The organism is Pseudolabrys sp. Root1462, assembly GCF_001426945.1.
In the GTDB taxonomy this organism is placed as follows: Bacteria; Pseudomonadota; Alphaproteobacteria; order Rhizobiales; family Xanthobacteraceae; genus Pseudolabrys.
The window spans coordinates 1,515,741-1,539,921 of the sequence record NZ_LMFS01000001.1; the positions used below are offsets into that span (position 1 = coordinate 1,515,741).

20 protein-coding genes and 1 pseudogene are annotated in these 24,181 nt (G+C 65.3%); 5 read left to right on the forward strand and 16 right to left on the reverse strand.

Annotated elements, in window-relative coordinates; translation table 11 throughout:
* The 7 genes and pseudogenes from ASD45_RS23980 to ASD45_RS07410 form a co-directional block, all read right to left on the reverse strand.
* A pseudogene (locus tag ASD45_RS23980) lies at window positions 1-218 on the reverse strand (acetyl-CoA carboxylase, biotin carboxyl carrier protein); the annotation flags it as partial.
* A gap of 66 nt (window positions 219-284) precedes the next feature.
* Window positions 285-737: a type II 3-dehydroquinate dehydratase gene (aroQ, locus tag ASD45_RS07385; RefSeq protein WP_056910891.1), complete on the reverse strand. Its 453-nt coding sequence runs from the start codon at window positions 735-737 to the stop codon at window positions 285-287.
* A gap of 146 nt (window positions 738-883) precedes the next feature.
* Window positions 884-1,945 (reverse strand): hypothetical protein, encoded by a 1,062-nt coding sequence (locus ASD45_RS07390; RefSeq protein ID WP_056910892.1) that lies wholly within the window; start codon window positions 1,943-1,945, stop codon window positions 884-886.
* A gap of 123 nt (window positions 1,946-2,068) precedes the next feature.
* Window positions 2,069-3,205 (reverse strand): carboxylate-amine ligase, encoded by a 1,137-nt coding sequence (locus tag ASD45_RS07395; RefSeq protein WP_056910893.1) that lies wholly within the window; start codon window positions 3,203-3,205, stop codon window positions 2,069-2,071.
* Window positions 3,206-3,265: 60 nt separating this feature from the next.
* A complete protein-coding gene (locus ASD45_RS07400) occupies window positions 3,266-4,075 on the reverse strand; it encodes a class I SAM-dependent methyltransferase (RefSeq protein ID WP_056912649.1) in 810 nt (269 codons plus the stop codon).
* 159 nt (window positions 4,076-4,234) lie between these two features.
* Window positions 4,235-4,957, reverse strand: coding sequence for a DsbA family protein (locus tag ASD45_RS07405; protein ID WP_244485441.1), 723 nt, complete (start codon window positions 4,955-4,957; stop codon window positions 4,235-4,237).
* A gap of 64 nt (window positions 4,958-5,021) precedes the next feature.
* Window positions 5,022-6,344, reverse strand: coding sequence for a M48 family metalloprotease (locus ASD45_RS07410; protein ID WP_244485442.1), 1,323 nt, complete (start codon window positions 6,342-6,344; stop codon window positions 5,022-5,024).
* Window positions 6,345-6,673: 329 nt separating this feature from the next.
* Between ASD45_RS07410 and ASD45_RS07415 the strand changes: the two genes are divergently transcribed.
* The gene (locus tag ASD45_RS07415) at window positions 6,674-7,846 is read left to right on the forward strand and encodes an aminotransferase class I/II-fold pyridoxal phosphate-dependent enzyme (protein ID WP_056910896.1); all 1,173 of its coding nucleotides are present in this window, start codon (window positions 6,674-6,676) and stop codon (window positions 7,844-7,846) included.
* A gap of 30 nt (window positions 7,847-7,876) precedes the next feature.
* On the opposite strand, the gene ASD45_RS07420 is transcribed toward ASD45_RS07415, so the two are convergent.
* Window positions 7,877-8,548 carry a glutathione S-transferase family protein gene (locus ASD45_RS07420; RefSeq protein ID WP_056910897.1) on the reverse strand — a complete coding sequence of 224 codons (672 nt, stop codon included), beginning with the start codon at window positions 8,546-8,548 and terminating at the stop codon, window positions 7,877-7,879.
* A 191-nt stretch (window positions 8,549-8,739) separates the two neighbouring features.
* On the opposite strand from ASD45_RS07420, the gene phaZ reads away from it, so the two are divergent.
* Entirely contained in the window at window positions 8,740-9,957 is a 1,218-nt protein-coding gene (gene phaZ, locus ASD45_RS07425) for a polyhydroxyalkanoate depolymerase (protein WP_056910898.1), read from the forward strand.
* 7 nt (window positions 9,958-9,964) lie between these two features.
* On the opposite strand, the gene ASD45_RS07430 is transcribed toward phaZ, so the two are convergent.
* From ASD45_RS07430 to ASD45_RS07450, 5 genes are all read right to left on the reverse strand, one after another.
* Window positions 9,965-10,222 carry a hypothetical protein gene (locus ASD45_RS07430; RefSeq protein ID WP_056910899.1) on the reverse strand — a complete coding sequence of 86 codons (258 nt, stop codon included), beginning with the start codon at window positions 10,220-10,222 and terminating at the stop codon, window positions 9,965-9,967.
* 30 nt (window positions 10,223-10,252) lie between these two features.
* Window positions 10,253-10,699 (reverse strand): hypothetical protein, encoded by a 447-nt coding sequence (locus tag ASD45_RS07435; protein ID WP_056910900.1) that lies wholly within the window; start codon window positions 10,697-10,699, stop codon window positions 10,253-10,255.
* A gap of 244 nt (window positions 10,700-10,943) precedes the next feature.
* Window positions 10,944-11,888 carry a hypothetical protein gene (locus tag ASD45_RS07440; RefSeq protein ID WP_082540937.1) on the reverse strand — a complete coding sequence of 315 codons (945 nt, stop codon included), beginning with the start codon at window positions 11,886-11,888 and terminating at the stop codon, window positions 10,944-10,946.
* A 139-nt stretch (window positions 11,889-12,027) separates the two neighbouring features.
* A complete protein-coding gene (locus ASD45_RS07445; protein WP_156380745.1) occupies window positions 12,028-12,453 on the reverse strand; it encodes a hypothetical protein in 426 nt (141 codons plus the stop codon).
* Window positions 12,454-12,575: 122 nt separating this feature from the next.
* On the reverse strand, window positions 12,576-14,258 hold the full coding sequence (locus ASD45_RS07450) for a methyl-accepting chemotaxis protein (protein WP_056910903.1): 1,683 nt from the start codon (window positions 14,256-14,258) through the stop codon (window positions 12,576-12,578).
* A 237-nt stretch (window positions 14,259-14,495) separates the two neighbouring features.
* Here ASD45_RS07450 and ASD45_RS07455 point away from each other — a divergent pair, with 237 nt between their 5' ends.
* Window positions 14,496-15,530: a trypsin-like peptidase domain-containing protein gene (locus tag ASD45_RS07455; RefSeq protein ID WP_056910904.1), complete on the forward strand. Its 1,035-nt coding sequence runs from the start codon at window positions 14,496-14,498 to the stop codon at window positions 15,528-15,530.
* Between the two features lie 2 nt (window positions 15,531-15,532).
* Here the strand turns inward: ASD45_RS07455 and ASD45_RS07460 are convergent, their stop codons facing one another.
* From ASD45_RS07460 to ASD45_RS07470, 3 genes are all read right to left on the reverse strand, one after another.
* Entirely contained in the window at window positions 15,533-16,063 is a 531-nt protein-coding gene (locus tag ASD45_RS07460) for a hypothetical protein (protein WP_056910905.1), read from the reverse strand.
* Window positions 16,064-16,122: 59 nt separating this feature from the next.
* Complete coding sequence (locus ASD45_RS07465) at window positions 16,123-16,431, reverse strand: PsiF family protein (protein ID WP_056910906.1); 309 nt, start codon at window positions 16,429-16,431, stop codon at window positions 16,123-16,125.
* Between the two features lie 135 nt (window positions 16,432-16,566).
* The gene (locus ASD45_RS07470) at window positions 16,567-19,605 is read right to left on the reverse strand and encodes an Rne/Rng family ribonuclease (protein ID WP_056910907.1); all 3,039 of its coding nucleotides are present in this window, start codon (window positions 19,603-19,605) and stop codon (window positions 16,567-16,569) included.
* Window positions 19,606-20,276: 671 nt separating this feature from the next.
* Between ASD45_RS07470 and ASD45_RS07475 the strand changes: the two genes are divergently transcribed.
* Both ASD45_RS07475 and ASD45_RS07480 read left to right on the forward strand, forming a co-directional pair.
* Window positions 20,277-21,521, forward strand: a complete 1,245-nt coding sequence (locus ASD45_RS07475; protein WP_056910908.1) for an N-acetylmuramoyl-L-alanine amidase — start codon at window positions 20,277-20,279, stop codon at window positions 21,519-21,521.
* A gap of 127 nt (window positions 21,522-21,648) precedes the next feature.
* On the forward strand, window positions 21,649-24,141 hold the full coding sequence (locus ASD45_RS07480; RefSeq protein WP_056910909.1) for a penicillin-binding protein 1A: 2,493 nt from the start codon (window positions 21,649-21,651) through the stop codon (window positions 24,139-24,141).
* The last annotated feature ends 40 nt before the right edge of the window (window positions 24,142-24,181 follow it).

Here is a 24,181-nt window from a genome sequence, read left to right on the forward strand (position 1 = left end):
TCAAGCGGCGCGGCAATGGATTCCGCGATCGGCTGCGGCGCGGCGGCGCGCGGGACCGGGGCCGGCGCGGCGGCAACGGCGACGCTGCCGCGAGCAACGCGGATGCGCTGGCCGTCCTGTTCGATTTCGATCTCGGTCAGTCCCGTCTCGTCGAGGAGCTTGGAAAGCTCCTGAATGAGTTCGCGGTCGACCAGTGTAGTTTTCGGCGGTTTTGCCATTCAAACGGTTCCGACGTTGTGTGCGATGCCGGCGCGGCGCCGGGCAGACGCATAGCTTGGGATATCTTACTTTTCTTTTGCGCCGATGATGCCGGCGAGACCCTGGATCGCCAGCGCGTAGCCCTGAATACCGAAGCCCGCCATGACGGCCTTCGCAGCCTTCGACACGTAAGAGTGGTGACGGAAGGGTTCGCGCTGGTGGACGTTGGTGATGTGGATTTCGATGACCGGTAGTTCGGTCAGCGTCAACGCATCGAGGATGGCGACCGACGTATGGGTATAGGCGGCCGGATTGATGACGATGCCGGCGGCCTTTTTCAGGCGCGCTTCCTGGATGAAGGTGACGAGCTCGCCCTCGATGTTCGACTGGCGGAACACCATGTCGAGGCCGAAGCGCTTGGCGGTGTCACCGCACAGGCGCTCGACATCGGCCAAAGTCGCCGAGCCGTATTTCTCCGGCTCGCGCAGGCCCAGCATGTTGAGGTTGGGTCCGTTGAGGACATAGATCGTCTGGGCCATTGCAGTCGGTCGTCCGGCAGGGCTGGAGTGCAGTCGTTTCAGCGCAATCGCGCGGCGTTTTATCGATAGGGACGCTTTATAGGTGGCCGCAGCCGTCAGGGGAAGCCCGCCGTCAAAGCCCTTTTTGTTGTCCTAAGTATCTGAAACTATTGAGATAATGTCGTATTTGCCGCGGGCGTCGCCGAGCGCATCTGGACGGCCGAGGCGACGAAGAACGGGATCAGCGGGACGAAGATACGCGGCTCGTAGATGATGCCGAAGCCCAGCATGGCTGCGATCAACGCCAATTCGACCGCGAACAACGGCAACTGGCGCTGCGGATCGCGGCGCGACAACGCGGCACCGAGCCAGACGGTGGTGCCGAGGAAGCCGAGAACGAGCAGGGCGGCCGGGCTGAAAAACGAGTGCCGCAGAAACTCGATGTTGATCGGCAGCACGAAATTATAGCGGTAGCCGGCCGTGACCGGATTGTTGGGGAAGTATTTGGGCGCCATCTCCTCGATGAGCAGATTGCGCCGCAGCAGCTCGGCGATCGCCATTCCGGCGGCGATGCAGAGGACGCCGGCCAGCATCCGCCGCCAGTCGAGTGCCGGCATGATGCCGTCGCTGAGGCGCTGACGGACAGCGCGGATCACCGGCTCCATCACCAGCCAGAGAGCGATGAAATTGGCGCTGTCACGATTCCAGGTGGCAACCGCGAACAGGCCGATGAACCAGGACAAAGGGCGATTGGATAAAACGAAGCCGATGAACAGCGTGAAGACGATCAGATCGACGAAGTCCCAGCTATAAAGGCATGGCGCGCGCAGCAGCGCGACAAAACTCATGACGAACAACGCCAGGGCAAACAGCCCGCTTTGATCGTTGCCGCCGATCTTTCGGCCCAGCCGCCACAGCAGGAAGGCGGCGACTGCGACTGCGACGAGCTGGAAGATCATGTGCATGGCGACGTAGTGCGCCGCCGAACCGAACGCCATCGCCTTGATGATATAGGGTGCGAGGACGCGGCCCTGGAAGGTCTTCCAGACGGGATGACCGGTGGTGACGCCGAACGACGCATCCACCGACTGCAGGTAATCCGCCCGATCAAAGACGAGAAAGACGATTGCGAATAATGCGACCGAAACGATTACGGCCAGCGTTGCGCCAAGGATTGTGGAGCGGATCGCCGGAGCCATTCGCAGCCGCTCGATGTCCTGCACGGTCATGGGGCCGGGGCTCGCATCAGGGCAGCGCCCCACGGACGGCGCGCCGCTTCAGGCCGGATGTCTAGCGCGCCTCTCGTAAACCGCCGGTTAAGCGATGCTTCGGTTTGTCGCCGAGTCGCGCGATCAAGCAGCGCTGGCGAGGTCGTTGGCGGCCAGAGTTTCGGCTGCGGCCCAGTCGATGACGTCCTTGATGGCGCTCAGCCGGGCGGCGCCCGCCGCGGTGGCCTGTTGGAAGATTTCAATCTGGCGGTCGCCGCTGGTACCGCCCGCGACGATGCGGTCGAGGTGGCCGATCTCGGCGCGGCAGCCGAGGATATCGATCTCCGGGGCGATGATGTCGCGGACCTGACCGAGCCACCGCTCAATGGTGAGGGGCGCGCGCGAGAACGGATCGATGAAGGTTGCGCCGACGCCGTAACGTTGGGCGTGCCACTTGTTCTCGGCCGTGATGGCGCGGCCGACACGGTCGAAGTCGGCGTTGAGTTCACGGTTGCGGTCGAGCGCGCGCACCAGGCAACGGAACAGCGCGGCGATCGCGATCGCATCCTCGACGCGGGTGCAGCTATCGGCGACGCGCAGTTCGATGGTCGGATGGCCGACCGACGGCCGGATCGCCCACCAGATGTAACTGGCATTGGGAATGACGCCGGCGCCGACTAGCGCGGCGATGTATTCGTCGTAGTCTTCCTTGGTGCGGAACAGTTCGGGCAATCCGGTGCGCGGCAGTTCGTCATAGGCAGCGAGGCGATAGCCGACCAGGCCGGTGAGATGGCCCTGCCAGAACGGCGACGAGGTGGACAACGCCAGGAACAGCGGCAGGTAGGGCGTCAGCCGTGTCATCAGATTGACGCGTGCGTCGAGGTCCGGCACCGCGACATGGACGTGCATGCCGCACATCATGTTGCGCGAGCCGATCATCTGCAGGTCGTCCATGATGGCGCCGTAACGCGCCTTGCTGGTCGGCGTCATCTCCGGCCAGAAGGCCAGCGGGAAGGTACCCATCGCCGCGACGCCGAGGCCGTGCACGGCCGCCGCATCGCCGAGCGTACGACGCATGCGAACGAGGTGAGCGCGTGCATCCGCCATCGTCTCGCAAGGCGGGGTGATGATCTCGATTTGCGACTGAAGCATTTCCGTTGAAACGCTGTCGCCCAGCCGGTCCTTCAAGCCCGCGAGGAAACGCTTATCGAGACGCCGCACCGCACGGCGCGTCGTCGCGTCGAAAACGAAGAATTCCTCTTCCAGTCCGATCGTGTACATGCGCCCAATAACCCGCCCGGGTTGATCGGGTTCCCGCGCCTTTTGGACGCTTCGTGTTTGTCAGGCTTTCGCCGCAATTACACAGGCCCGGATGCGGCCTTCGATCGGACCGGCGCCGAATTTCTTCGTCAGTGCCTCGGTCGCCTTGCGCGTCGCGTGCTCGAGACCGCCGGGATCGCGCGCCTCGATCTCGTTGCGCAGCGGCGTGCCCTGGCAATAGGCGATGGCGACATCGAGCGGTGATGCGGCCTTGCTGACGGCTTCGACCCAATCGCATTGCACATCCGTGAAGCCGGAGGCTCGCAGTTCGCGCTCGATCTGCGCGGCGTCGTGATAGCCATGCGGGGTCCGGGCGAGGAAGCGCGGCGGGTCGCCGGGAAATTGCGCGGCGAGAGCGGAGGTGACGACGTCGGCGAAGTCGTTGTGTTCGATACGGTCCCAGACGTTGAAGAGATACGTGCCGCCGGGTTTGAGCACGCGCCGCGCTTCGCGGTAGCCCTGCTGCTTGTCGGGAAAGAACATCGCGCCGAACTGGCAGAGGACGATGTCGAAGCTGCGATCCTCGAACGGCAGCGCCAGCGCGTCCGCCTGCCGCCATTCGATGCGGCCGGCGTGGTCGTGATGCAATCGCGCGAAATCCAGCATCGGCTGATTGAGATCGGTGGCGACAATGCGCGCGCCGCCGAGGACCTTGTCGAGCGCGCGCGTCACGACGCCGGTTCCGGCGGCGACTTCGAGCACGGCGGCCGGACGCTGCGCCGCCGCGCGGCGCGCGAGGTCCTGCGCATAGCGCTCGAAGATGAGCGGCACCATCAGGCGGTCGTACAGGTCGGGAATAGAACCGGCGAAGACGGCGTCGCTGGCAGGCATGGCCATGCTCCTTGTCGGACCGTCGAAGGCGCGTCACCGATCTGACGACAGTCGGCGCCGGACTTTCAAGCTGTTTATTCGCGGCCGGGGCGGTCGGCGCGCAAAAAAAAGAGGCGCATGACCATGCGCCTCTTTCCGGTTGCCGATGTCGTGGAACGTTCAGCAGGTCGCCTTGCCGCAGCGCGCCATGCTGACCTTCTGGCGCAGGGCGTCGAGGCCGACGGCGCCGACGACGACGTCGTTGCCGATGACATAGCTCGGCGTGCCGTTCATGCCGAGCGTTTCGGCGAGCTTGAAGTTCTCGGTCAAGGTCGCCTTGACCTCGGGGCTGGCCATGTCCTTCTCCAGCCGGGCCATGTCGAGACCGGCTTCCTTGGCGGCGGCCATCGCGTGCGCCTTGTCGGCCTGACCGCGGCCGCCGAGCAGCTTCTGGTGGAAGTCGAGATATTTCTGGCCGGTCGGATCCTGCATGCGCACCGCGACCGCGACCTGCGCAGCTTCGACCGAGCCCGGTCCGAGCACCGGGAATTCCTTGAGCACGACCTTCAGGTTCGGGTCCTTCAGCAGCGCCAGCATGTCGCCCATGGCGTGCTTGCAGTAGCCGCAGTTGTAATCGAAGAACTCGACGAAGGTGACGTCGCCCTTCGGATTGCCGAGCGTCACCTGGTTGGGCGAGGAGAACAGCGCCTTGGCGTTGTCCTTGACCGCGGCCTGATGCTTCTCGGCATCGGCGGCCTGCTGGCGCTTGTCGAGTTCGGCCATCGCTTCCTGAAGCACTTCCGGATGAGCGATCAGATATTCGCGGACGATGGTGCCGATCTCGTCCTTCTGTGTGGGCGAGAATTCGGCGGCCGAGGCGCTTTGCATCAGCGCCGAAGCCATAAGGGCGGCGCCGATGGCGGCGAGGCGCAGTTTGGTGGTCATAGGGGAGGGTCCTTGTCGGTGATCAGTTGCGGGCGTTGTTTTGCGGCTTGTCATTGGTGATGTCGTTGGCCTGTACCCACGGCGGCGAGCCGACCGCAAGGCGTCCCTTGGCGCGTGCGGCAATTTGCCGGGCCGTTTTTAAATCACCGCGGTTAAGGGCAGCTTGCGCCGCGGCCAGATCGGCACGGCCGAGATCGCCCTTGCGGCCATAGGCCATGGCGAGCTGGTCGTAGGCTTCGGGAATGGTCGGTTCGCGGGCCAGCGCCGAATTGAGCAGGCCGACGGCCTCTTCGGCGCCTTGCCGGTCGTTGCTGTTGATCAGCGCTTGCGCCAGCAGGACCTGGATCAGCGGCGCGTTGTTCGACAGCCGCACCGCCTGGCGCAGCGGCGCGATCGCGTCGTTGGCGCGGCCGGCCTCGAGCAGGGCCTGGCCCTTGAGCTCTTCGAAGAAGGGATTGCCCGGCTGCGACTGAATCAGCCCGTCGATCTGCGCCATGGCGTTGCGAATGTCGGAGTGACGATAAGCGGCGATCGCCCTCGCGTAGCGTGCCGGAAGGCTGTGGTCGGTCAGCGGATAGCGCCGGGCGACGGTGTCGGGCCGGTCGAGAAAGCCGGACAGTTTGGCGCGCATCATGTCGTGGCGCGCCTGCAGCGCCGGCGAATCCTTGGCGTCGAAATACGGACTGGACTTGGCGATCACTTCGAGCGCGGCGACGCGCTCGGCCGGCATCGGATGGGTCTGCAGATAGGGATCGACATTGCGCGAGTTGAACAGCGCTTCGTTGCTCAGCCGCTTGAACAGTTCGAGCATGCCGCGCGCCGACTGATGGGTTTCCGTGAGAAACTTGACGCCGGCGTGGTCGGCCTGATCTTCCTGGGTGCGCACGTAGGCAAGCAGCGAGCGCTGGATGGCGGCCTGCGGCGCCAGGATGCCGGCCGCGCCGGCATTGGCGCCGCCCGCGACCGCGGCGCCGGCGCCGATCAGGAGGCCGATGATCGAGGCGGTCTGCGCCCGCGCCAGCTGTTCGCGCAGGCGCTGCAAATGGCCGCCGGCAAGATGGCCGGTTTCATGGGCAAAGACACCGATGATTTCGTTCGGCGTCTTGGCATCGAACAGCGCGCCGGCATTGATGAAGATGTGGCGGCCGTCCATGACGAAGGCGTTGAAGGCGCGATCGTTGAGCACGACCACGCGCACGTTCTGCTTGCCGAGCCCGGCGGCGCGCAGCACCGGCGCGGCGTAATCGCGCAGCAGGTTTTCGATCTCGGTATCGCGGATGACCGGCATGCCGCGATTCTGGGCCTGCGCCGGCGCCGTCCACGGACCCGCCACCACCGCGGTCACGGCGGCGGCGAAGGCGAGCGTGCGGACGAAGCCGCGGCGGCGTCCGGCGGCTGGCGCAGCGCATTCGCTCCTGATAGGTAGGCCCGTCAATTCCATGGTCAAAACGCTGCTATTGGCCGGTTCGGCTTCTCTTGCGATTGGCGCGGAACTTAAGAGACGCCGGCAGACGCGGTCAACGCGAACCCGGCCGTTTCTCGCGGTTCTTAAGGACCCGGGCCATCACGAACTGGCGAGATTGGACGCGAGTCACCACCACCAGGTCCGTCTGCCACGCAACCCTTTGAATGCGGCAGCAGCGGGGCGGGTGGCAGCCCGGCAGGAACCCCGACATGCTCGACAAGGCGAAAATGCTGCTTTCTCCCTCCCGGCGCAGCAACGTACCGCCCTTTATCGTCATGGATGTCATGGCGGCGGCCGCGCAGGCGGAGGCCGCCGGCCGTCACGTCGTCCACATGGAAGTCGGGCAGCCGTTTCAGCCGGCGCCGAAGACTGCGCTCGAGGCGGCGCGCGCGGCGCTAGGCAGCCGCATCGCCTATACCGAAGCGCTCGGCATGCCGTCGCTGCGGGCCCGCATCGCGCGGCATTATGCCGACACCTACGGTCTCGACCTTGATCCCGGTCGGGTGGTGGTGACCACCGGATCGTCCGGCGGCTTCATGCTGGCGTTTCTCACTCTGTTCGAACCCGGTGACCGGGTGGCGCTCGCCAATCCCGGCTATCCGCCATACCGGCACATTCTCACCGCGCTCGGCTGCGAGCCGGTTTTGATCGAGACCTCGGCGGCAACGCGCTGGGTGATCTCGCCAGAAGCGCTGATCGAGGCGCACCGCAAGACGCCGCTGAAGGGATTGCTGGTGGCGAGCCCGGCCAATCCGACCGGCACGATGATGGACGCGCAGGCGCTGGCGCGGCTGATCGCGGTGGCGGAAGCGGAAGGCATCAAGGTGATCTCCGACGAGATCTATCACGGCCTCGATTATGCCTTCGCGGCAGAGACCGCGGCGAAGCTGTCCGACAACACGGTGATCATCAATTCATTCTCGAAATATTTCTGCATGACCGGATGGCGCGTCGGCTGGCTGGTGATGCCGGAGCCGCTGGTGCGTCCGGTCGAGCGGCTGCAGCAGAACTTCGCGATCTCGGTGCCGGCTTTGTCACAGATCGCGGCGGAGGCAGCTTTCGACGGCCGCGACGAGATGGAGGCGGTCAAGCACGTCTATGAGGCGAATCGGCGCATCCTCGTCGAAGGTTTGCCGAAGGCAGGGCTCGACAAATTCCTGCCGGTCGACGGCGCGTTCTATCTCTACGCCGACATCTCGCGCTTCTCCAATGACAGTCTCGATTTCGCCAAGCGCATGCTCAACGAAGCCAACGTTGCCGCGACGCCGGGTATCGATTTCGATCCGGTCAATGGCCACAACTTCCTGCGCTTCTGTTACGCCGGGTCTGGCGCGGAGATGCACGAAGCCGTGCAGCGCATCGGGGAGTGGCTCAAGCGCTAGGCGAAGCGAGCGGCAGTCAGATCGCCGGTGTCAGAACTCGACGTCGAGTTCGACCACTTCATCCGGCTCGGCGAGCGCGCCTTCGACCCATTCCTTCACCGCCGGCAGGTCCATGATGGCCTGGCAATAGGCGGCGCAGTCGGAATCGAGCTTGACGTCGTAGGTGATGAAGCGCGTCACCACCGGCGCGAACATGGCATCGGCCATGCCCGGCGTGGCGCCGAATAAATAAGGCCCGCCGCTCTTCGACAGACATTCGCGCCAGATCGAGATGACGCGGTCGATGTCGGCCTGCGCGCCGGCCCAGACCTTGAAGCCGGGATGCCGCGCCTTGAGATTCATTGGCAGCGCCGAGCGCAGATTGGTGAAGCCGGAATGCATTTCGCCGCAGATCGAGCGGCAGTGTGCGCGCGCGGCGCGGTCGTTCGGCAGCAGGCCGCAGTCGGGGAAAGTCTCGACGAGATACTGCGCGATCGCCAGCGTGTCCCACACCTTGACGCCGTCATGCGTCAGGCAAGGCACCAGAAAGGAAGGCGACAGCAGCAACAATTCGGCGCGTGTCGAGGGATCGTCGCTGGCGACCGGCTGCTCGTCGAAGTCGAGGCCGGCGAGCTTGCACAGCAGCCAGCCGCGCATCGACCACGAGCCGTAGTTCTTGCTGGCGATGGTGAGTGAAGCCTTGGCCGGGGCGAGCGAGTCCATGAGATGAACATCCCTTTGAACGCAGCCCGGCTTCGTCACTGTAGACGAAAGCTCAGGCGGATCAATAGTTTCCCGCCGGGTCCTGTGAGCGGTTGTCCCCGGCACCCCGGCTTGCCAAGAATTATCTCGCAGTGCAGCATGAAATGATCTAGCGTTGCAAGATGGGTTCGCCGGGACCCACCGGGGATTGGATGCTGTATCAGGCCTATCAGGCGCATTCGGATTTTCTCGATCCGTTACGCCAGTTTGCCTCTTTCGCCGCGGAGACGGTGGGCGCGCGCCTCAACGGCGCACCGCGCCCCTCCATGCTCGGCAATATGACGGCGGCGTATGAACTCATCGCGCGCGCCCGGCTGACCCACACCCGGCCGGATTACGGCATCGACAAAGTCACGGTCGGCAATCAGGAAGTCGGCGTCACCGAAGAGGTGGCCGATGTGACGCCGTTCGGCACGCTCCTGCATTTCAAGAAAGACGTCGAACAGGCGCAGCCCCGGGTGCTGATCATCGCGCCGCTGTCCGGTCATTTCGCTACGCTGCTCCGCGCAACCGTCCGCACCATGCTCGCCGAGCATGATGTCTTTATTACCGACTGGCATAATGCGCGCGACGTGCCGCTTTCGGCAGGGCGCTTCGGTTTTGACGAGTACACCAGTCATCTCATCCGCTTCCTGGAGAAGATCGGGCCGGGCGCGCATATGGTTGCCGTGTGTCAGCCGTGCGTGAGCGCGCTGGTCGCGGCCAGCGTGATGGCGCAGGGCGATCACCCGGCCCAGCCGCGCTCGATGACTCTGATGGCCGGGCCGATCGACACCCGGGTGCAGCCAACGAAAGTCAACGAACTCGCCAAGGGCAAGCCGATCGAGTGGTTCGAGAAGAACATGATCGCCACCGTCCCGGGGCGCTATCCGGGCGCCGGGCGACGGGTCTATCCGGGCTTCGTCCAGCTCATGGCCTTCATGTCGATGAACATCGATCGCCACGTCAAGGCGCATCGCGAGCTCTATCTCAACATTGCCCAGGGCAATGTCGAGAAGGCCGAGCAAACCAAGACGTTCTACGATGAATATTTCGCCGTGCTCGATCTCGCTGCCGAGTTCTATCTCGAGACGGTGAAGCTGGTGTTCCAGGATCACGCGCTGCCGCTCGGTCAACTGACCTATCAGGGTCGCAAAGTCGAACCGGCGGCCATCAAGCGCACCATGCTGTTCACGGTGGAAGGCGAGAAGGACGACATCTGCGCCGTCGGCCAGACTTTGGCGGCGCACGATCTGTGCACGTCACTGCGGCCCTACCGTAAGCGCCACCATATGCAAGCCGGCGTCGGCCACTACGGCGTGTTCTCCGGCAAGGCCTGGCAGAACCAGATCTATCCGCAGGTCAAGAACGTCATCCTGCAAAGCGACTGAGTGCGCTTCAGCGCACCCCGAGCAGGCGCTGAAACAGCGTGCCGCCGAGGAAGCGCGAGAACACAATAAAATACAGAACGATGATGCCGAACAGCGCGAAGGCGGGGGCGCCGTTCAGCTCGAAGCCGCCTTCGGTCGTGCCGCCGGCGAAGTGCGCGACGCCGTAGCCGGCGACGATGAAGATGAACAGGAAATCGAGAATTGCGGCAAACACCTTGCGCGCGGTCGAGACCTGTTTGACTGGCGTGACATCGGATTGCGACATGATGTGATCCTCCGGTCGGAAGGCGGGCGGCTATTTCTCCGACGCCGGCCTAACCTTGACGTTGATCGAGAGCGGCTTCCACTCTTCCTCGGAGACGAGGAAATCCAATTCATACAGCACGCGGCTCGGCTGCGTGTCGAAGTAGCCGCGCAGTTGCAGAACACCGCGATCGTCGATCTTGGCCGGCGTCGAGGCGACGGGCGTCTTGATCGCGACCACCGACAGATCGATCTGCTGGGCGGCGAAGCCCTTGAAGCCCGCTTTCAGCTTGTCGGGGGCGAACTGCGTGCGGAACGGCTTCGCCAGCTTGGCATGGAGGACGCTGTAGTTGCCGGTGAGGTTGGCGTCGTTCAGCGTCAGGATGCAGGTCTTGATCAGCTTTTCCTGAACGGCTTCGCTCGGCATGGCCGCTTGCGCCAGAGCCGGGCCGGCAAATAGCAGGCTGCCGAGCAGAGCCCAAATAAACCGGACACGCATCGCTCCCTCCGCGCTAGCCACCGATGCGCGGCGAGGATGCAATAAACAGGAAGCGCGGCTTTGCGCTAAATCAACACCAGAGGGGGCCAAGACAAGCGAAAGCCCGCCACGTCGTTAGACGGGCGGGCTTTGCTTTAGCGGACGTTTGCTCAGGTGATGCCGAGCAGCATCAACACGAGGATGAGGCTGATCGGAACGCCCAGGAGCCACAGAAGAATAGGCATAATCGTCTCCCTAGTTTGTGTTATTCGGCGGGCGTGGTGCGAACGACGCGGCTACCGGCAGGCAACCACCATTCGCGATTGCGCAAGCTTCCGCCTTCGATGGCCGCCAGCGAAGCAGAGAGCGCGCCGGCGAGAAGGGCAAAGGCCAGCCAGAAGGCAAACGCCGCCGATGACTTGCGAGCCTTGTCGGCGGCCGCCTTTGCCTGGGTGATGGTTTCATCGACGCGCTGCTGCGCCTGAGCCTGCGGCATCCCGGTGCGGGCCGCGACCAACTGCGCCAGATAGGTGCGGTCGGGTTCGCTGATGCTGCCGCCCTTCACCATGGCGGTTCCGAGGATGCGAGCGATCGAGGCCCGATCGACGGATTGCCCGCGCCGTTCAACCGGCAACTGGCCGCCCTGGAGCGAGGCAGCATTGTCGCTGGTCGGCGCCGCGGAGGTGGCCTGATCGGCCGCATTCGCCGGCGTGGCGGGCGCGGCTTGCGCGTTGCCCGGGTTGGTCCGCAGAAGCGTGTCGACATAGGCATCGACCGGCTGCGAACCGGCAACGGCCAGACCGGCGCCGGTAGCGCCGACGATGGCGGTGAGGGCGCTGGCGAGCACCGTCGCCACCAGACCCGTCGCCACGGCCCAGGTCACAAGACCATGTGCCGAGTCGCGGAAATAGCGCTCGTGCTCGTGCACGCTCGACCACATCGGCCGCAGACGACCGGCGAGATAACCGCCGATGGTGGACGACAGCATCGCCACCACGATCAGGAATATGCCGCCGGCGATGGTGAATGTGGTCGCGGAGATGCCTTGACCGCTCCACGGCGATACCACCGAGAAGCCGACGCCGACGCCGAAGGCGACGAGGATCAAGGTGATGGCCGCCGATGTCACGGCACCGGCAATGATGGCTTTCCAGCTGACCGCGGATTCCGCGTCGTCAGCGGTAACGATATCGATTTCTGTCATAGACATGAACCCAGCCTCCATGCACGCGGACGCGTGTCCACGTTATGGCCCGACAACCCGGCCTTGGCTGAATTGTTCCGATGGAGCGCTGTTTCACGCCGATGCCGCGCTGCGGCAGCGATGTCGTTTGAGGTAATTTCCGCGCCTAGCGGCGGAAGCCTTCAATGACGGTGCGCATGCGTTCGGTCGATCGTTCGGTCTGCGCCTTCTGCATCTTGGCGAGCCGCTCGTCGCAGTCGACGACGCTCTGGTAGCGGACGCTGCCCGACCAGTTGTCGAAGGCGTAGTCCGTGCAGGAGTCCGGATCGACGACCAGGATGGATCCCTGACGGTAGGCGAGGCGCGCCTCCGCGTTCTCGATCCGGATGCGCGCGGCGATTTCCGCCGGCGTTGGCACGGGCTCGGCGGGGCGGAATTTCGGCACGATGAACAGCAGGGCGGCGAGGGCGGCGATCAGCAGCGCGGCGCCGATGCCGAGCGCGACGATATCCGACACGCGGAACGGCTTGCGCTTGTGCGCCGGGGGCGAGCGCAGCGCGAAGCGCGTCATATGTGTCGCAGTGCGGGCCACGGCAGTCCCATTCCGGCGTCAACGAAGCCACGCACCATAGCCGCGCCGCGCTTGCGGTCGCTTGAAGAACTTCAATCAAGTTTGGCGGGTTCAGGGAAGGGAATCGGTAACCAAGACGCCGGCTACAGCGTATAGGCGGTGCGGAAGCCGCCCCATTTCTTGCCGAAAACCCGGATCGGCGCGCCGATTTCCCACATCATGACGATCTTGTCGCCCATGTCGCGCGGGTAGTTCTGGATGATGTAGGGCCGCACCACCCGGCCTGCCGACAGGCCGGCGCGGTCGTCGAAGATGCGACGGTTGCGGGCGTGCGCCGAATTCCAGATCGGATCGTTCGGCCGCTGGGGCTGCGAATAAACAGCGTTGTGCACGGGCAGATAGCCGTTGCGGTCGACCGCGGCGCAGAACACCAAGCGCGGATCGCTGGCCAGCATCGGCTCCTGGACGGCGGGCAGCAGTTCCTCGCACAGCGGCAGGAACTTGGTGCGATGCTGCTGCGGATTGGTGCCGGGGATCGGCACGTAATTGTTGTCGAACAGTTCCTCCGCCGAAATGCGCCCGGACCGCACGGCTTCCTCGAACAGGCCGGAGATGCGATCGGCGCCGGCAATGGCGCGGCCGATGAATTCCTGATTGGCGGACCGGATGGCGTTCAGCCGGCCATCGAGATGCGCCTTGGTCTCCGGCGTCAGCGGGCCGAACTGCAGATGCAGGCCGAGCGGCGATTGATTGACGAGATGCAACTGGCACGGCCCGATGCCGCCGATCTCCGCCGGCAGCACCGTGCCGGTGCGCAGCTCATGCGCCTCGCGCAGCCGCACCAGCAGCCCGCCTTCGGAAATGTCGGCGGTCCGCCCGCGCAACGGCGTGCCGCTGATCTGCAGCGTCACGTCGAGCTCGCAGGGCAGGCGTTCGTGACGGCGGCGGTCGCCGATGTCGGTGAGGCGCAGGAAGATGACGCAGCGCGTCTTCAACTGTTCGGCAAGGCGGCCGGCCTCGCGGCCGGACTGATCGACCTGCTCGCCATGCGCGGTGGCGTCGGCGGCGGCGTTCTTGATCTCGTTGGCGCCATCGGCGACGGCGCCGATGAAGACCGAGGTCTCGGTGGCGTTGTGCGACAGGCCGTCGGTGGTACGGACCTGGGCCTGCACCGCCTCGGCGATCGACGAAAACACCGGACGGACCGCCTGGGTCGCCGCCGAAATGCGATGCACCGCCGCGATCGACACCGCCGCCGCCTTCTGCAGCGTTTCGATCTTGCGCGTGATCTCCTCGGTCGCCGTCTGCGTGCGCACCGAGAGCTCCTTCACCTCGGCCGCGACAACGGCAAAGCCGCGACCGGCGGCGCCGGCGCGCGCCGCCTCGATGGTGGCGTTGAGGGCGAGCAGGTTCGTCTGGCGCGCGACATTGGCGATCAGATTGACCACCTTGCCGATGTCGCCGATCGAAGACTTGAGCTCGTCAACGCTGCGGTTGGCGGCTTCGGCGGCGGCCTCGGCGTCATCGGTCAACGCGCCGGCTGCGCGCACACGCTGGTCGATCTCGCCGGCGGATTGGGCGAGTTCGGTGGTGGCGGAGGCGACCTGGCCGGCGTCGCGCCGCGCATCCTGAGACTGGCCGGCGAGGGTCTCGCCGCGCGCGCGAATCGCGGCCAGTGCCTGGGCGGAAGCCGACGTGCCGCTGTGCACCGCCTCGGCGGCCTGCGCGACGTCGCGGATCATGGCGCTGAGGTCGAGCTCGAGAAGGTCGATCGTCTCGCGCACCGACGCCGCCGTTGCGCCGGCGTCGATGCCCGGGTCCGGCACCAAAGGCGGCGACGCTTCAGGACAAGCTGAAGCGTCTCGCGGCTGCGATTTCCTGAAGAACGATGACCCCGGCATTGCTTCCAGCATTAAGCAATGTGGTTAATTTGGTCTTAAATTCGGTTCGCCGTTACCGTATTGGCGGCGGCAACGCGCCGATCGAGCGGCCGGGGGCGGCCCTTCCATTAACCGAAGCGGATACCTACATCCGCATCCGATCGTCACAACAAGACAACAAACATGCTCGACTTCACGTCTCCTTCCGAACCGGAAGATGAGGGCGTGGGTGTGGCTGCGGCCGCCCTCGCGTCCGATCAGGACTATGCCGCCGACGCCGAGATCCTCGACGCCTATTCCCGCGCGGTGACCTCGGTCGCCGACGCGGTGGGCCCCGCCGTGCTGCGCGTGGAAACACGCAGCGCCGGCGGGCGCCCGGCCGGCACCGGCTCCGGCGTCACCATCGCGCCGGACGGTCTGGTGCTGACCAACTGTCACGTCGTCGAGGGCGCCAAGGGAATCAGGCTGCTCGATACCGAGGGCCGCGTCATGGAAGCGCGTGTCATCGGCGTCGATCCGGACACCGATCTGGCGCTGCTGCGCGCCGGCGCGGTGCGCGATCTGCCGCACGCCAGGCTCGGCAACTCCAAGGCGCTGCGCCGCGGGCAGCTCGTCGTCGCCATTGGCAATCCGTTGGGCTTTGAATCGACCGTGACCGCCGGCGTGATCTCTGCGCTCGGCCGCTCGTTACGGGCGCGCAACGGCCGCCTGATCGAGGACGTCATCCAGACCGACGCCGCTCTCAACCCCGGCAATTCCGGCGGGCCGCTGGTGTCGTCGCGCGGCGAGGTGATCGGCATCAACACCGCAGTGATCCGCGGCGCACAGGGCATCTGTTTTGCGGTCGCCGCCAACACCGCGGAATTCGTGCTGAGCGAATTGATTCAGCACGGCCGGGTGCGGCGCGGCTATGTCGGCGTGTCGGGACAGACCATCGAAGTGCCGCGGCGCCATGCGCGACTGGCCGGTATCGAGAATGCATCGGGCGCAATGATCTCGGCCCTCGAGCCGAACGGGCCGGCGGCCACAGCCGGGCTGATGTCCTACGACATCATCGTGCAGGCCGATGGTCTGCCGGTGACCGGCGTCGACGACTTGATCCGCCTGCTCAATAGCGAGCGCATCGGCCGCTCGATCGCGATCGATGTCCTCAGGCGCGGCACGCTGCGCAGCTTCGAGGTCACGCCCTCGGAGCGGCCGGCCATGAAGGCGGCTTAGGCTTATTTCGGAAACGCCGCGTCGCACATGGCGCGGTCGCCCAGCGGCAGGATGAAGATACGATCATCCGAGCCGCGGGCGCCGAAACTACCGAAATCCTTTTCCCCTTCGGCGTGGATGTCGGCATCGGCGCCGCCGGTCACCTCGAGGCGCAAGGCATTGCCGCGCGGCGTCAGCTTCAGCGTCCCGCCATCGGCCTCCAGGAAACACTCGACGTGATCGGCGACGGCCTTGCAGGACATGGCCTGGCCGTACCATTCCGGTGAGCGCTTGAGCATGAAGCCGATGCCGGCTTCGAAATCGTCCGGGCCGTTCTTGCGCGTCTCGTCGGAGCGGACGTCGACGTCGAAGTCGATGAAGATGCGCCTTACGGTCTGCCTGGGATGGCTCTTGAGATGCGCGTCGTCATAGACGCGCACATAGCAGGGCCGTCCGCCGGCGACGCCGGCGAAACTGCGGGTGTAGGGATCATCTGCCGCTATGGCGGGGGAGGCCGCGACAAGCGTTGCGAGGGACAGAGCGCGCCATGTCATGGCGCCACTCTCGCACGGCCGCGGGTGTAAGGATTGACCTAGGTCAGGCGAGGCGCAGCTTACTGCGCCTTCTCTTCGGTCTCGTCGTCGGCGGCGGGAGCGGGCGCTGCGGCGGCAGGCGCTGCGGCCGGCTTCTTGCCCTTGGCCTGCTTCAACGCATCCTTGCGCGCCTGCGGCTCGTAGTTGCCGGTTCCCATGCACTTCTTGATGAAGGCGGTGCGCTTGGCGCCGCTGAGGTTGTCATTGTCCGCGGCGAATTTGCAGGTTTCCATCTTCTGGTCCTTGGTCGCGGCGGCGGCAGGCTGCGCGGCCAGAACGACCGGCAGGAGACCGGCAAGCGCGAGAGCAGTGACCTTGAGATGCGGCATGGGAGTCGTCCCCTTGGCTTTCCTTGAGGCGCCGTGGATGCAGGCGGCGCCGTTGGCAATCTAGCACGAATTCAGCGGCTTGCACGGCCGGCCGCGGCGGTGAGCCGCGGCCCGCAGTGTGGCCGCCAATTGCGGCTAGCTCTTGTCGCCACCGAGCAGGCGTTTGGCCCACCAGCCGCGCTTCGGCGGCTCGGTGGTCGCTTCCGGCGCCGTTGAAGAAACGACGGGAGCCGGGCTCGCTGGCGCCGGCGAAATCGGCATCGCAATCGCTTCACCGCTGCCAACCGGCGCGGGCTCCCGAATCGTGGAACGGCGGCGCGGCTGCGTATCCGGCGGCGGCGATTCCTGCGCCGGCGGCTGGGCCGCGGACGGTGCGCTCGGCACCGGGGCTGGTTCGTGAACCGGCGTCGGCTGCGGGAAGGGCGGCGCCATCATGCCGGCATCTTCGTCGCTGAGCACCGGATGCGGCGCGCCTTCGGAGGTCTCGTGCACGCCCTGTTCGAATGACTCGACGCTCTCGGCGCCGGCTTCCTGGCCGTTGGCTTCGCCTTCGCGATGACGATTGCGACGCCCGCCACGCCGGCCGCGACGGCGACGACGGCGGTGTTCGCCGTTCTGCTCGCCACCTTCGGCCGCCACGTCGGCGCCCTCGCTGTCTTCTCCGCCCTGTGCCGGCAGACCTTCTTCGTCCGGCGAGCCGGCGTCGTGATCCTCATGCGCAACTTCATGCTCGCCGAGGTTTGCCTGCGCCTGCTGCGGCTGCGCTTCGTCGCGAGGACCGCCACGGCTGCGGCCGCGTCCGCGGCCACGCCGACGGCGACGTCGCCGTCCATTGTCCTGTTCGCCTTCGCCATTGGCGCCCGGGGCGGCTTCGCTTTCGCTTTCGCCTTCGTCTTCGCCGATTTCACCGGCGAGGGCTTCGCTTTCTTCCTCGTCGTATGCCTCGACCTCAGGCTCGACGTATTCTTCTTCCTCGATCGGAACGATCATCGCCGGTGCCGCGGCGGCAATCGCCTTGGCCTGGTCGGCGCTGTGCATCTGCTCGCCGCGCTCGACCGTGTAGGAGACTTGCGCGTTCACAGTCGGATCGGCGGAAATGGTGATGGTGATGCGGAAGCGCTCTTCGAGCGCGCGCAGATGCGCGCGCTTGTGATTGAGCACATAGAGTGCGACTTCCGAACGCGTGCGCACGATGAGATTGTGTGTGGCGCCCTTGTTCAACGTGTCTTCGATGGCGCGCAGCAACTGCAGCGAGACCGACGACACCGAACGCACATGGCCGAGGCCACCGCAGACCGGGCACTTCTCGGTCGATGACTCCAGCACCGAGGTGCGGATGCGCTGCCGCGACATTTCCAGAAGGCCGAAATGCGAGATGCGGCCGACCTGGATGCGCGCGCGGTCGTGCTTGAGGGCTTCCTTCACGCGCCGCTCGACGGTGCGATTGTTGCGGCCTTCATCCATGTCGATGAAATCGATGACGATGAGGCCCGCGAGGTCGCGCAGGCGAAGCTGGCGCGCGACTTCGTCGGCGGCTTCGCAATTGGTCTTGAGCGCGGTGTCTTCGATGTGATGTTCGCGCGTGGCGCGGCCGGAGTTGACGTCGATCGCCACCAGAGCTTCGGTCTGGTTGATGACGATGTACCCGCCGGAGCGCAGTTGCACGGTCGGCTGGAACATGGCGTCGAGCTGGCTCTCGATGCCGTAGCGCGTGAACAACGGTTGCGCGTCCGAATAGAGCTTTACGTTCTTGACGTGGCTCGGCATCAGCATGCGCATGAAGTCGCGCGCTTCCTTGTAGCCCGCTTCGCCGGCGACGATGACTTCGTCGATATCCTTCGAATAGAGGTCGCGGATCGAGCGCTTGACCAGCGAGCCTTCCTCATAAACGAGGGTCGGAGCCATCGACTTCAGTGTCAGGTCGCGCACCGTCTCCCACAGACGCAGCAGATATTCGAAGTCACGCTTGACCTCCATCTTGGTGCGCGAAGCGCCGGCAGTGCGCAGGATCACGCCCATGCCTTCCGGCACTTCGAGCTCCTGGGCGATTTCTTTCAGGCGGCTGCGGTCTTCACCGGAGGTGATCTTGCGCGAAATGCCGCCGCCGCGGGCGGTGTTCGGCATCAGCACCGAATAGCGGCCGGCGAGGGACAGATAAGTCGTCAGCGCCGCGCCCTTGGAGCCGCGCTCTTCCTTGACCACCTGTACCAGCATGACCTGGCGGCGCTTGATGACTTCCTGGATCTTGTAGTTGCGGCGGAAGCGCGGAGTGCGCTCTTGCGCTTCCTCGAGCGCGTCGGCGCCGCCGACCGATTCCACCGACTCATCGTCGGCATGGTCGTCGCCGTTGCCGTGCTCGGCGTCGCCGTTTTCAGCCTCATCGTCGTGTTCGTCGTCGTGGCCGGCGTGCGCTTCGACGGCTTCGGTTTCGTCGGTTTCGGCGGCCTGCGCCGACTGGGCGTCCGGCAGCAGCACCTCGTCGCCTGTCTCGGCATGATCGTCGCCACCTTCAGGTTCGACGGCGACCGGTTCATCGACGGCCGGCGCGGTTTCCGCGCGGCTCTCGATGATCGACGGAATATCGACGGGCTCCGACGGAGCCGGCTCTTCGGTCGTGGCGGGCGCGGCGTCAGCGACGAACTCGCTGTCGGCGATCGGCGCTTCCGACTCGGACTGCGGGACCTCGGTGCGTTCGGCTTCTTCCGGTGGCAGCCCGCCGAGCGCGGCTTCACCGTTCAGCTCGGCCTGCGTCTCCGAGGTCTCGCTCGAAGCAGCGACCGCTTCCGAGCGGCTGGGATCGCGCGAGCGATCGGAACGGCGGTGACGATTGCGGCCGCGGCCGCCGCCACGCGAGCGATTCTCATGGTCCGCTTCGGCCTGGCGAGCGTCATGCTCCTCCTGGGCGAGCAGCGCCTGCCGGTCCGCGACCGGGATTTGGTAGTAGTCCGGGTGGATTTCGGAGAAGGCGAGGAAGCCGTGGCGGTTGCCGCCGTAATCGACGAAGGCGGCCTGCAGCGACGGCTCAACCCGTGTAACCTTGGCGAGGTAGATATTGCCGCGGAGCTGCTTGCGGTTAGCGGACTCGAAGTCGAATTCTTCGACGCGATTGCCACGCAGCACGACCACCCGGGTCTCTTCCGGATGTGTCGCGTCGATCAACATTTTGTCGGGCATTGGAAAGTCTCACTGAGGCCGTGTGGCCCGCGTGCTCGCGCCGTGGCAACGGGTGCCATGACGACGCAGGCCCGCGCACAGAAAAGCTGTTCTGGCGGCGGAGCGGGGAGGCGGCCTGATTGGGTTTCAGGGAATGGGGCGCGCTTTCACGCCAAAGCAGGTCGAGGCCCATAGAAAAGCGCGCTGTCACGATGGCTTCGCGAAAGCGGGGGACGTCGAATGGCTTTTGCTGCAACCTTGGCAGCATAAATTGCGACCCGTAGCGCTACGGCCGCGCCCAAAACCGGCGCTGCCGAATTGTCAAACGCTGACGATCCGTTTGCGGATGACCACGATGGTCAGGCGCTGTTCCGGGTGTCCTTCACAAGGGTATCGGCTCGCTTCGCCGTCCGTTCGGCCTGCCTCCTCGAGGGACCGATCCAGGACTGGCGGGCCGGGGAGCCCGAACGCGGCACAACCGGAACCATAAACCGTCAGCAGTTACTATGTACGGCCGGAATCTCGGGATGGCAAGCAACGGCTTGGCCCGGTTCCCCGGTACGGGGTTCCGGGCGCGGCCCGGCCGACACAGTTCATGACCGAATGGCATGTTTTCGGGGCCAATCCTCAACTTCCGTTAACCGACACCCCCCGTAATGAGGTAGAACCCGCGTCCGAAAGGGTCGGAATCGGTGAGAAGCTGGACACTGCCAATTCTTGCGGTCCTGGCCGCCTCGCTGGGCGGCGCGCTCCCGGCTGCGCCGGTGCGGGCCCAAGCGCCGTCGGCCGTGCCAGTCCTGCCGTCGATCACGGCGGTTCGGGTCGGCGGAGACGGTCAAAAGACCCGCTTCATCATGGACCTGTCGCAGAAGCTCGATTTCGCGGCCTTCGCTTTGGCTGATCCCTACCGGGTCGTCCTCGACATGCCTCAGGTTGCTTTTCATCTCCCGGACAAGGCCGGCGAGCAAGGGCGGGGGCTCATCAAGGCGTTCCGCTACGGGCTGATCATGCAGGGCGGCTCGCGCGTCGTCCTCGACACCAGCGGTCCGGTGAAGATCGAGAAGGCCTTCGTTCTAGAGGCCACGTCCGACTTGCCCGCCCGGTTGGTCGTTGACCTGGCGACGACCGACCGCGCCAGTTTCCTGCGCGCCCAGACCCTCGATAATGGTCCGGAGCGGCGCACGAGCGCCAAGTTGCCCGACCTGCCGGCGAAGGCCGATGGTGATATGCGGCCGCTGATCGTTCTCGATCCCGGCCATGGCGGCATCGACCAGGGCGCCCGCGCCCAGAGCGGCGAACTGGAAAAGGACATAGTGCTGCAATTCGCGACTACGCTGCGGGCGCGTCTCGAGCAGAGCGGCAAGTACCGCGTCGCCATGACGCGAACCGATGACACCTTCATCCCGCTGTCGGAGCGGGTGCGCTTCGGCCGGTCGCATGGCGCGGCGCTGTTCGTCTCGATCCACGCCGACAGTCTGCCCAAGAACGAGGGGCAGGCCGAGGGGGCGACCGTGTACACGCTGTCGGAAAACGCCTCGGACGCCGAGGCGGCGCGGCTTGCCGAAGCGGAAAACAAGGCCGACGTCATCGCCGGCGTCGATCTGACCGCCGAACCGGACGATGTCGCCAATATCCTTGTCGATCTGGCGCAGCGCGAAACTAAGTCCTATTCCGCGCAATTCGCGCGCTCCGTGGTCGGCCAACTCAAATCCACGGCGCGGCTGCACAAGCATCCGCTGAAGTCGGCCGGCTTCAAGGTATTGACCGCGCCGGACGTTCCGTCGGTGCTGATCGAACTCGGCTACATGTCGACCAAGGACGACCTGAAGCTTCTGACCAACGGCGACTGGCGAGCCAAGACCGCCGCGTCGGTCGCCCAGGCCGTCGACCAGTTCTTTGCGCCGCGCCTGGCGCGCGGCAGCGCGAGGGCCAATTGATGCCGGACGCTCGCGGCTTTGCTGCTGAAAAGCGGCCTCAGTTTCAACATAAAAGCGGGCGATCAGTAAGCTCCGCCATGACCTTAGGGGACAGCGCCGCGTTTCGCGGGCGTTGCGTCGCTCGCTCATGAAATTCCTTCTGCGCTTCCTCGGCTTCCTGTTTGCGGCGGGCACGATCATGTTTGTCGTCGGCGTTGCCGCGGTCTCCGGCCTGCTGTGGCATTACTCCAAAGACCTGCCGGATTATTCGCAGTTGCAGGACTACGAGCCGCCGGTGATGACGCGCGTCCACGCCGCCGACGGTTCGCTGGTGGCGGAATACGCCCGCGAGCGCCGGCTTTATCTGCCGATCCAGGGCGTGCCGAAGCTTGTCATCCACGCCTTCCTCGCCGCCGAAGACAAGAACTTCTACGAGCACGGCGGTCTCGACTTCACCGGCATCGCGCGCGCCGGCTTGAGCTATGTGCAGAACCTTGGCTCCAACCGCCGCCCGCAAGGCGCATCAACCATCACGCAGCAGGTGGCGAAGAACTTCCTGCTGACCAACGAGGTGTCGTTCTCGCGCAAGATCAAGGAAGCGCTGCTCGCGCTGAAGATCGAGCGCACTTATTCGAAGGACAAGATCCTCGAACTGTACCTCAACGAAATCTATCTCGGCCTCGGCGCCTACGGCGTGGCCGCCGCTTCGCTGGTCTATTACGACAAGAGCGTCAACGAGCTGACCATTCCGGAAGCGGCCTATCTGGCGTCGCTGCCGAAAGGTCCGGCGCTATTCCATCCGTTCCGCCAGCGCGAGCGCGCGCTGGAGCGCCGCAACTGGGTGATCGACCGCATGGCCGAATCCGGATTCATCAAGCCGGCCGAGGCCGAGGCGGCTAAGAAGACAAGCCTCGGCGTCAGCACCAAGCCGACCGTCGCGCACACTTTCTCGGCCGAATATTTCGCCGAGGAAGTTCGGCGCGAGCTTTACGACCGCTACGGCGAAAAGAAGCTCTACGAAGGCGGCCTGTCGGTGCGCACCACGCTCGATACCAAGATGCAGGCGGTCGCGCGCAAAGCGCTCACCGACGGTCTGGTGAAGTATGACGAGGCTCATGGCTGGCGCGGCCCGGTTTCCAAGATCGACATCGCCGGCGACTGGGGCACCAAGCTCGCCGATGTGAAGACGCTCAACGACATCTCGCCGTGGCGCGGCGCGGTCGTGCTTGAAGTCACCGATCAGTCGGCCCGCGTCGGCTTGCAGCCGGCGCACGACCTGGCCGGCCGCATCGACCGCGCGCGTGACATCGGCATCGTGCCGCTCGAGAACATGAAGTGGGCGAAGGTGTCGGGCAAGGCGCCGACCAAGGTCAGTCAGGTGCTGTCGCCTGGCGACGTCGTCTATGTAGAAGCCGACGACAAGAAGGACGGTCAGTTCCGTCTGCGCCAGGTGCCGGAAGTGTCCGGCGCGATGGTGGTGGAAGATCCGCAGACCGGCCGTGTACTCGCCATGGTCGGCGGCTTCTCCTATGACCAGAGCCAGTTCAACCGCGCGACGCAGGCGTTGCGCCAGCCCGGTTCATCGTTCAAGCCGATCGTCTATGCGACCGCGCTCGACAATGGCTACACGCCGTCGTCGCTCGTGCTCGATGCGCCGATCGAACTCGACCAGGGCCCTGGCCTGGGCGTCTGGAAGCCGGAAAACTACGAGCAAAACTTCTTCGGCCCGTCGACGCTGCGCTTCGGCATCGAGCATTCACGTAACGTGATGACCGTGCGTCTGGCACAGGATATCGGCATGCCGCTGATCGCCGATTACGCGCGCCGCTTCGGCGTCTATGACAGCCTGCCGCCTTACCTGTCGTTCTCGCTGGGCGCCGGTGAAACCACGCTGCTGCGCATGGTCACGGCCTACGGCATGATCGACAATGGCGGCCGCAAGGTGAAGCCGACCTTGATCGACCGTATTCAGGATCGTTACGGCCACACCGTCTATCGCCATGACGAACGCGAGTGCATCGGCTGCGATGCGACGAAGTGGGAGAACCAGCCGGAGCCCTCGCTGATTGATCGCCGTGAGCAGGTGATCGATCCGATGACCGCCTATCAGATCACCTCGATCATGGAAGGCGTCGTCACGCGCGGCACCGCCGGCGGCGTCGGCTTTCAGAAGGAATTCGGCAAGCCGGTCGCCGGCAAGACCGGCACCACCAACGACTACAAGGACGCCTGGTTCATCGGCTTCACGCCCGACGTCGTGGTCGGTGTCTATTTCGGTTACGACAAGCCGCGCTCGCTCGGCCGCGGCGAAACCGGCGGCCGCCTTGCCGCGCCAGTGGTCAAGGATTTCATGAAGGCGGCGCTGGCCGATAAGCCGGCGGCGCCGTTCCGCGTGCCGCCCGGCATCAAGCTGATCCGCGTCGATCTCAAGACCGGCATGCGCGCCGGTCCGGACACGCAGAAGGCGATCCTCGAGGCCTTCAAGCCCGGCACCGCGCCGCCCGATAATTATTCGGTCGTCGGCTACGACGGCGGTCAGCAGGGCGGCGGCCCCGGCGCTCCGCCACCGCCATACTACGGGCAGGGCGTATCACCGGAGTCGGGACGCGCCGTCAGGTCCGGCACCGGCGGACTGTACTAACGCCATCATTCCGGTTCGCTCCTTCGGAGCGTCCCGAGGC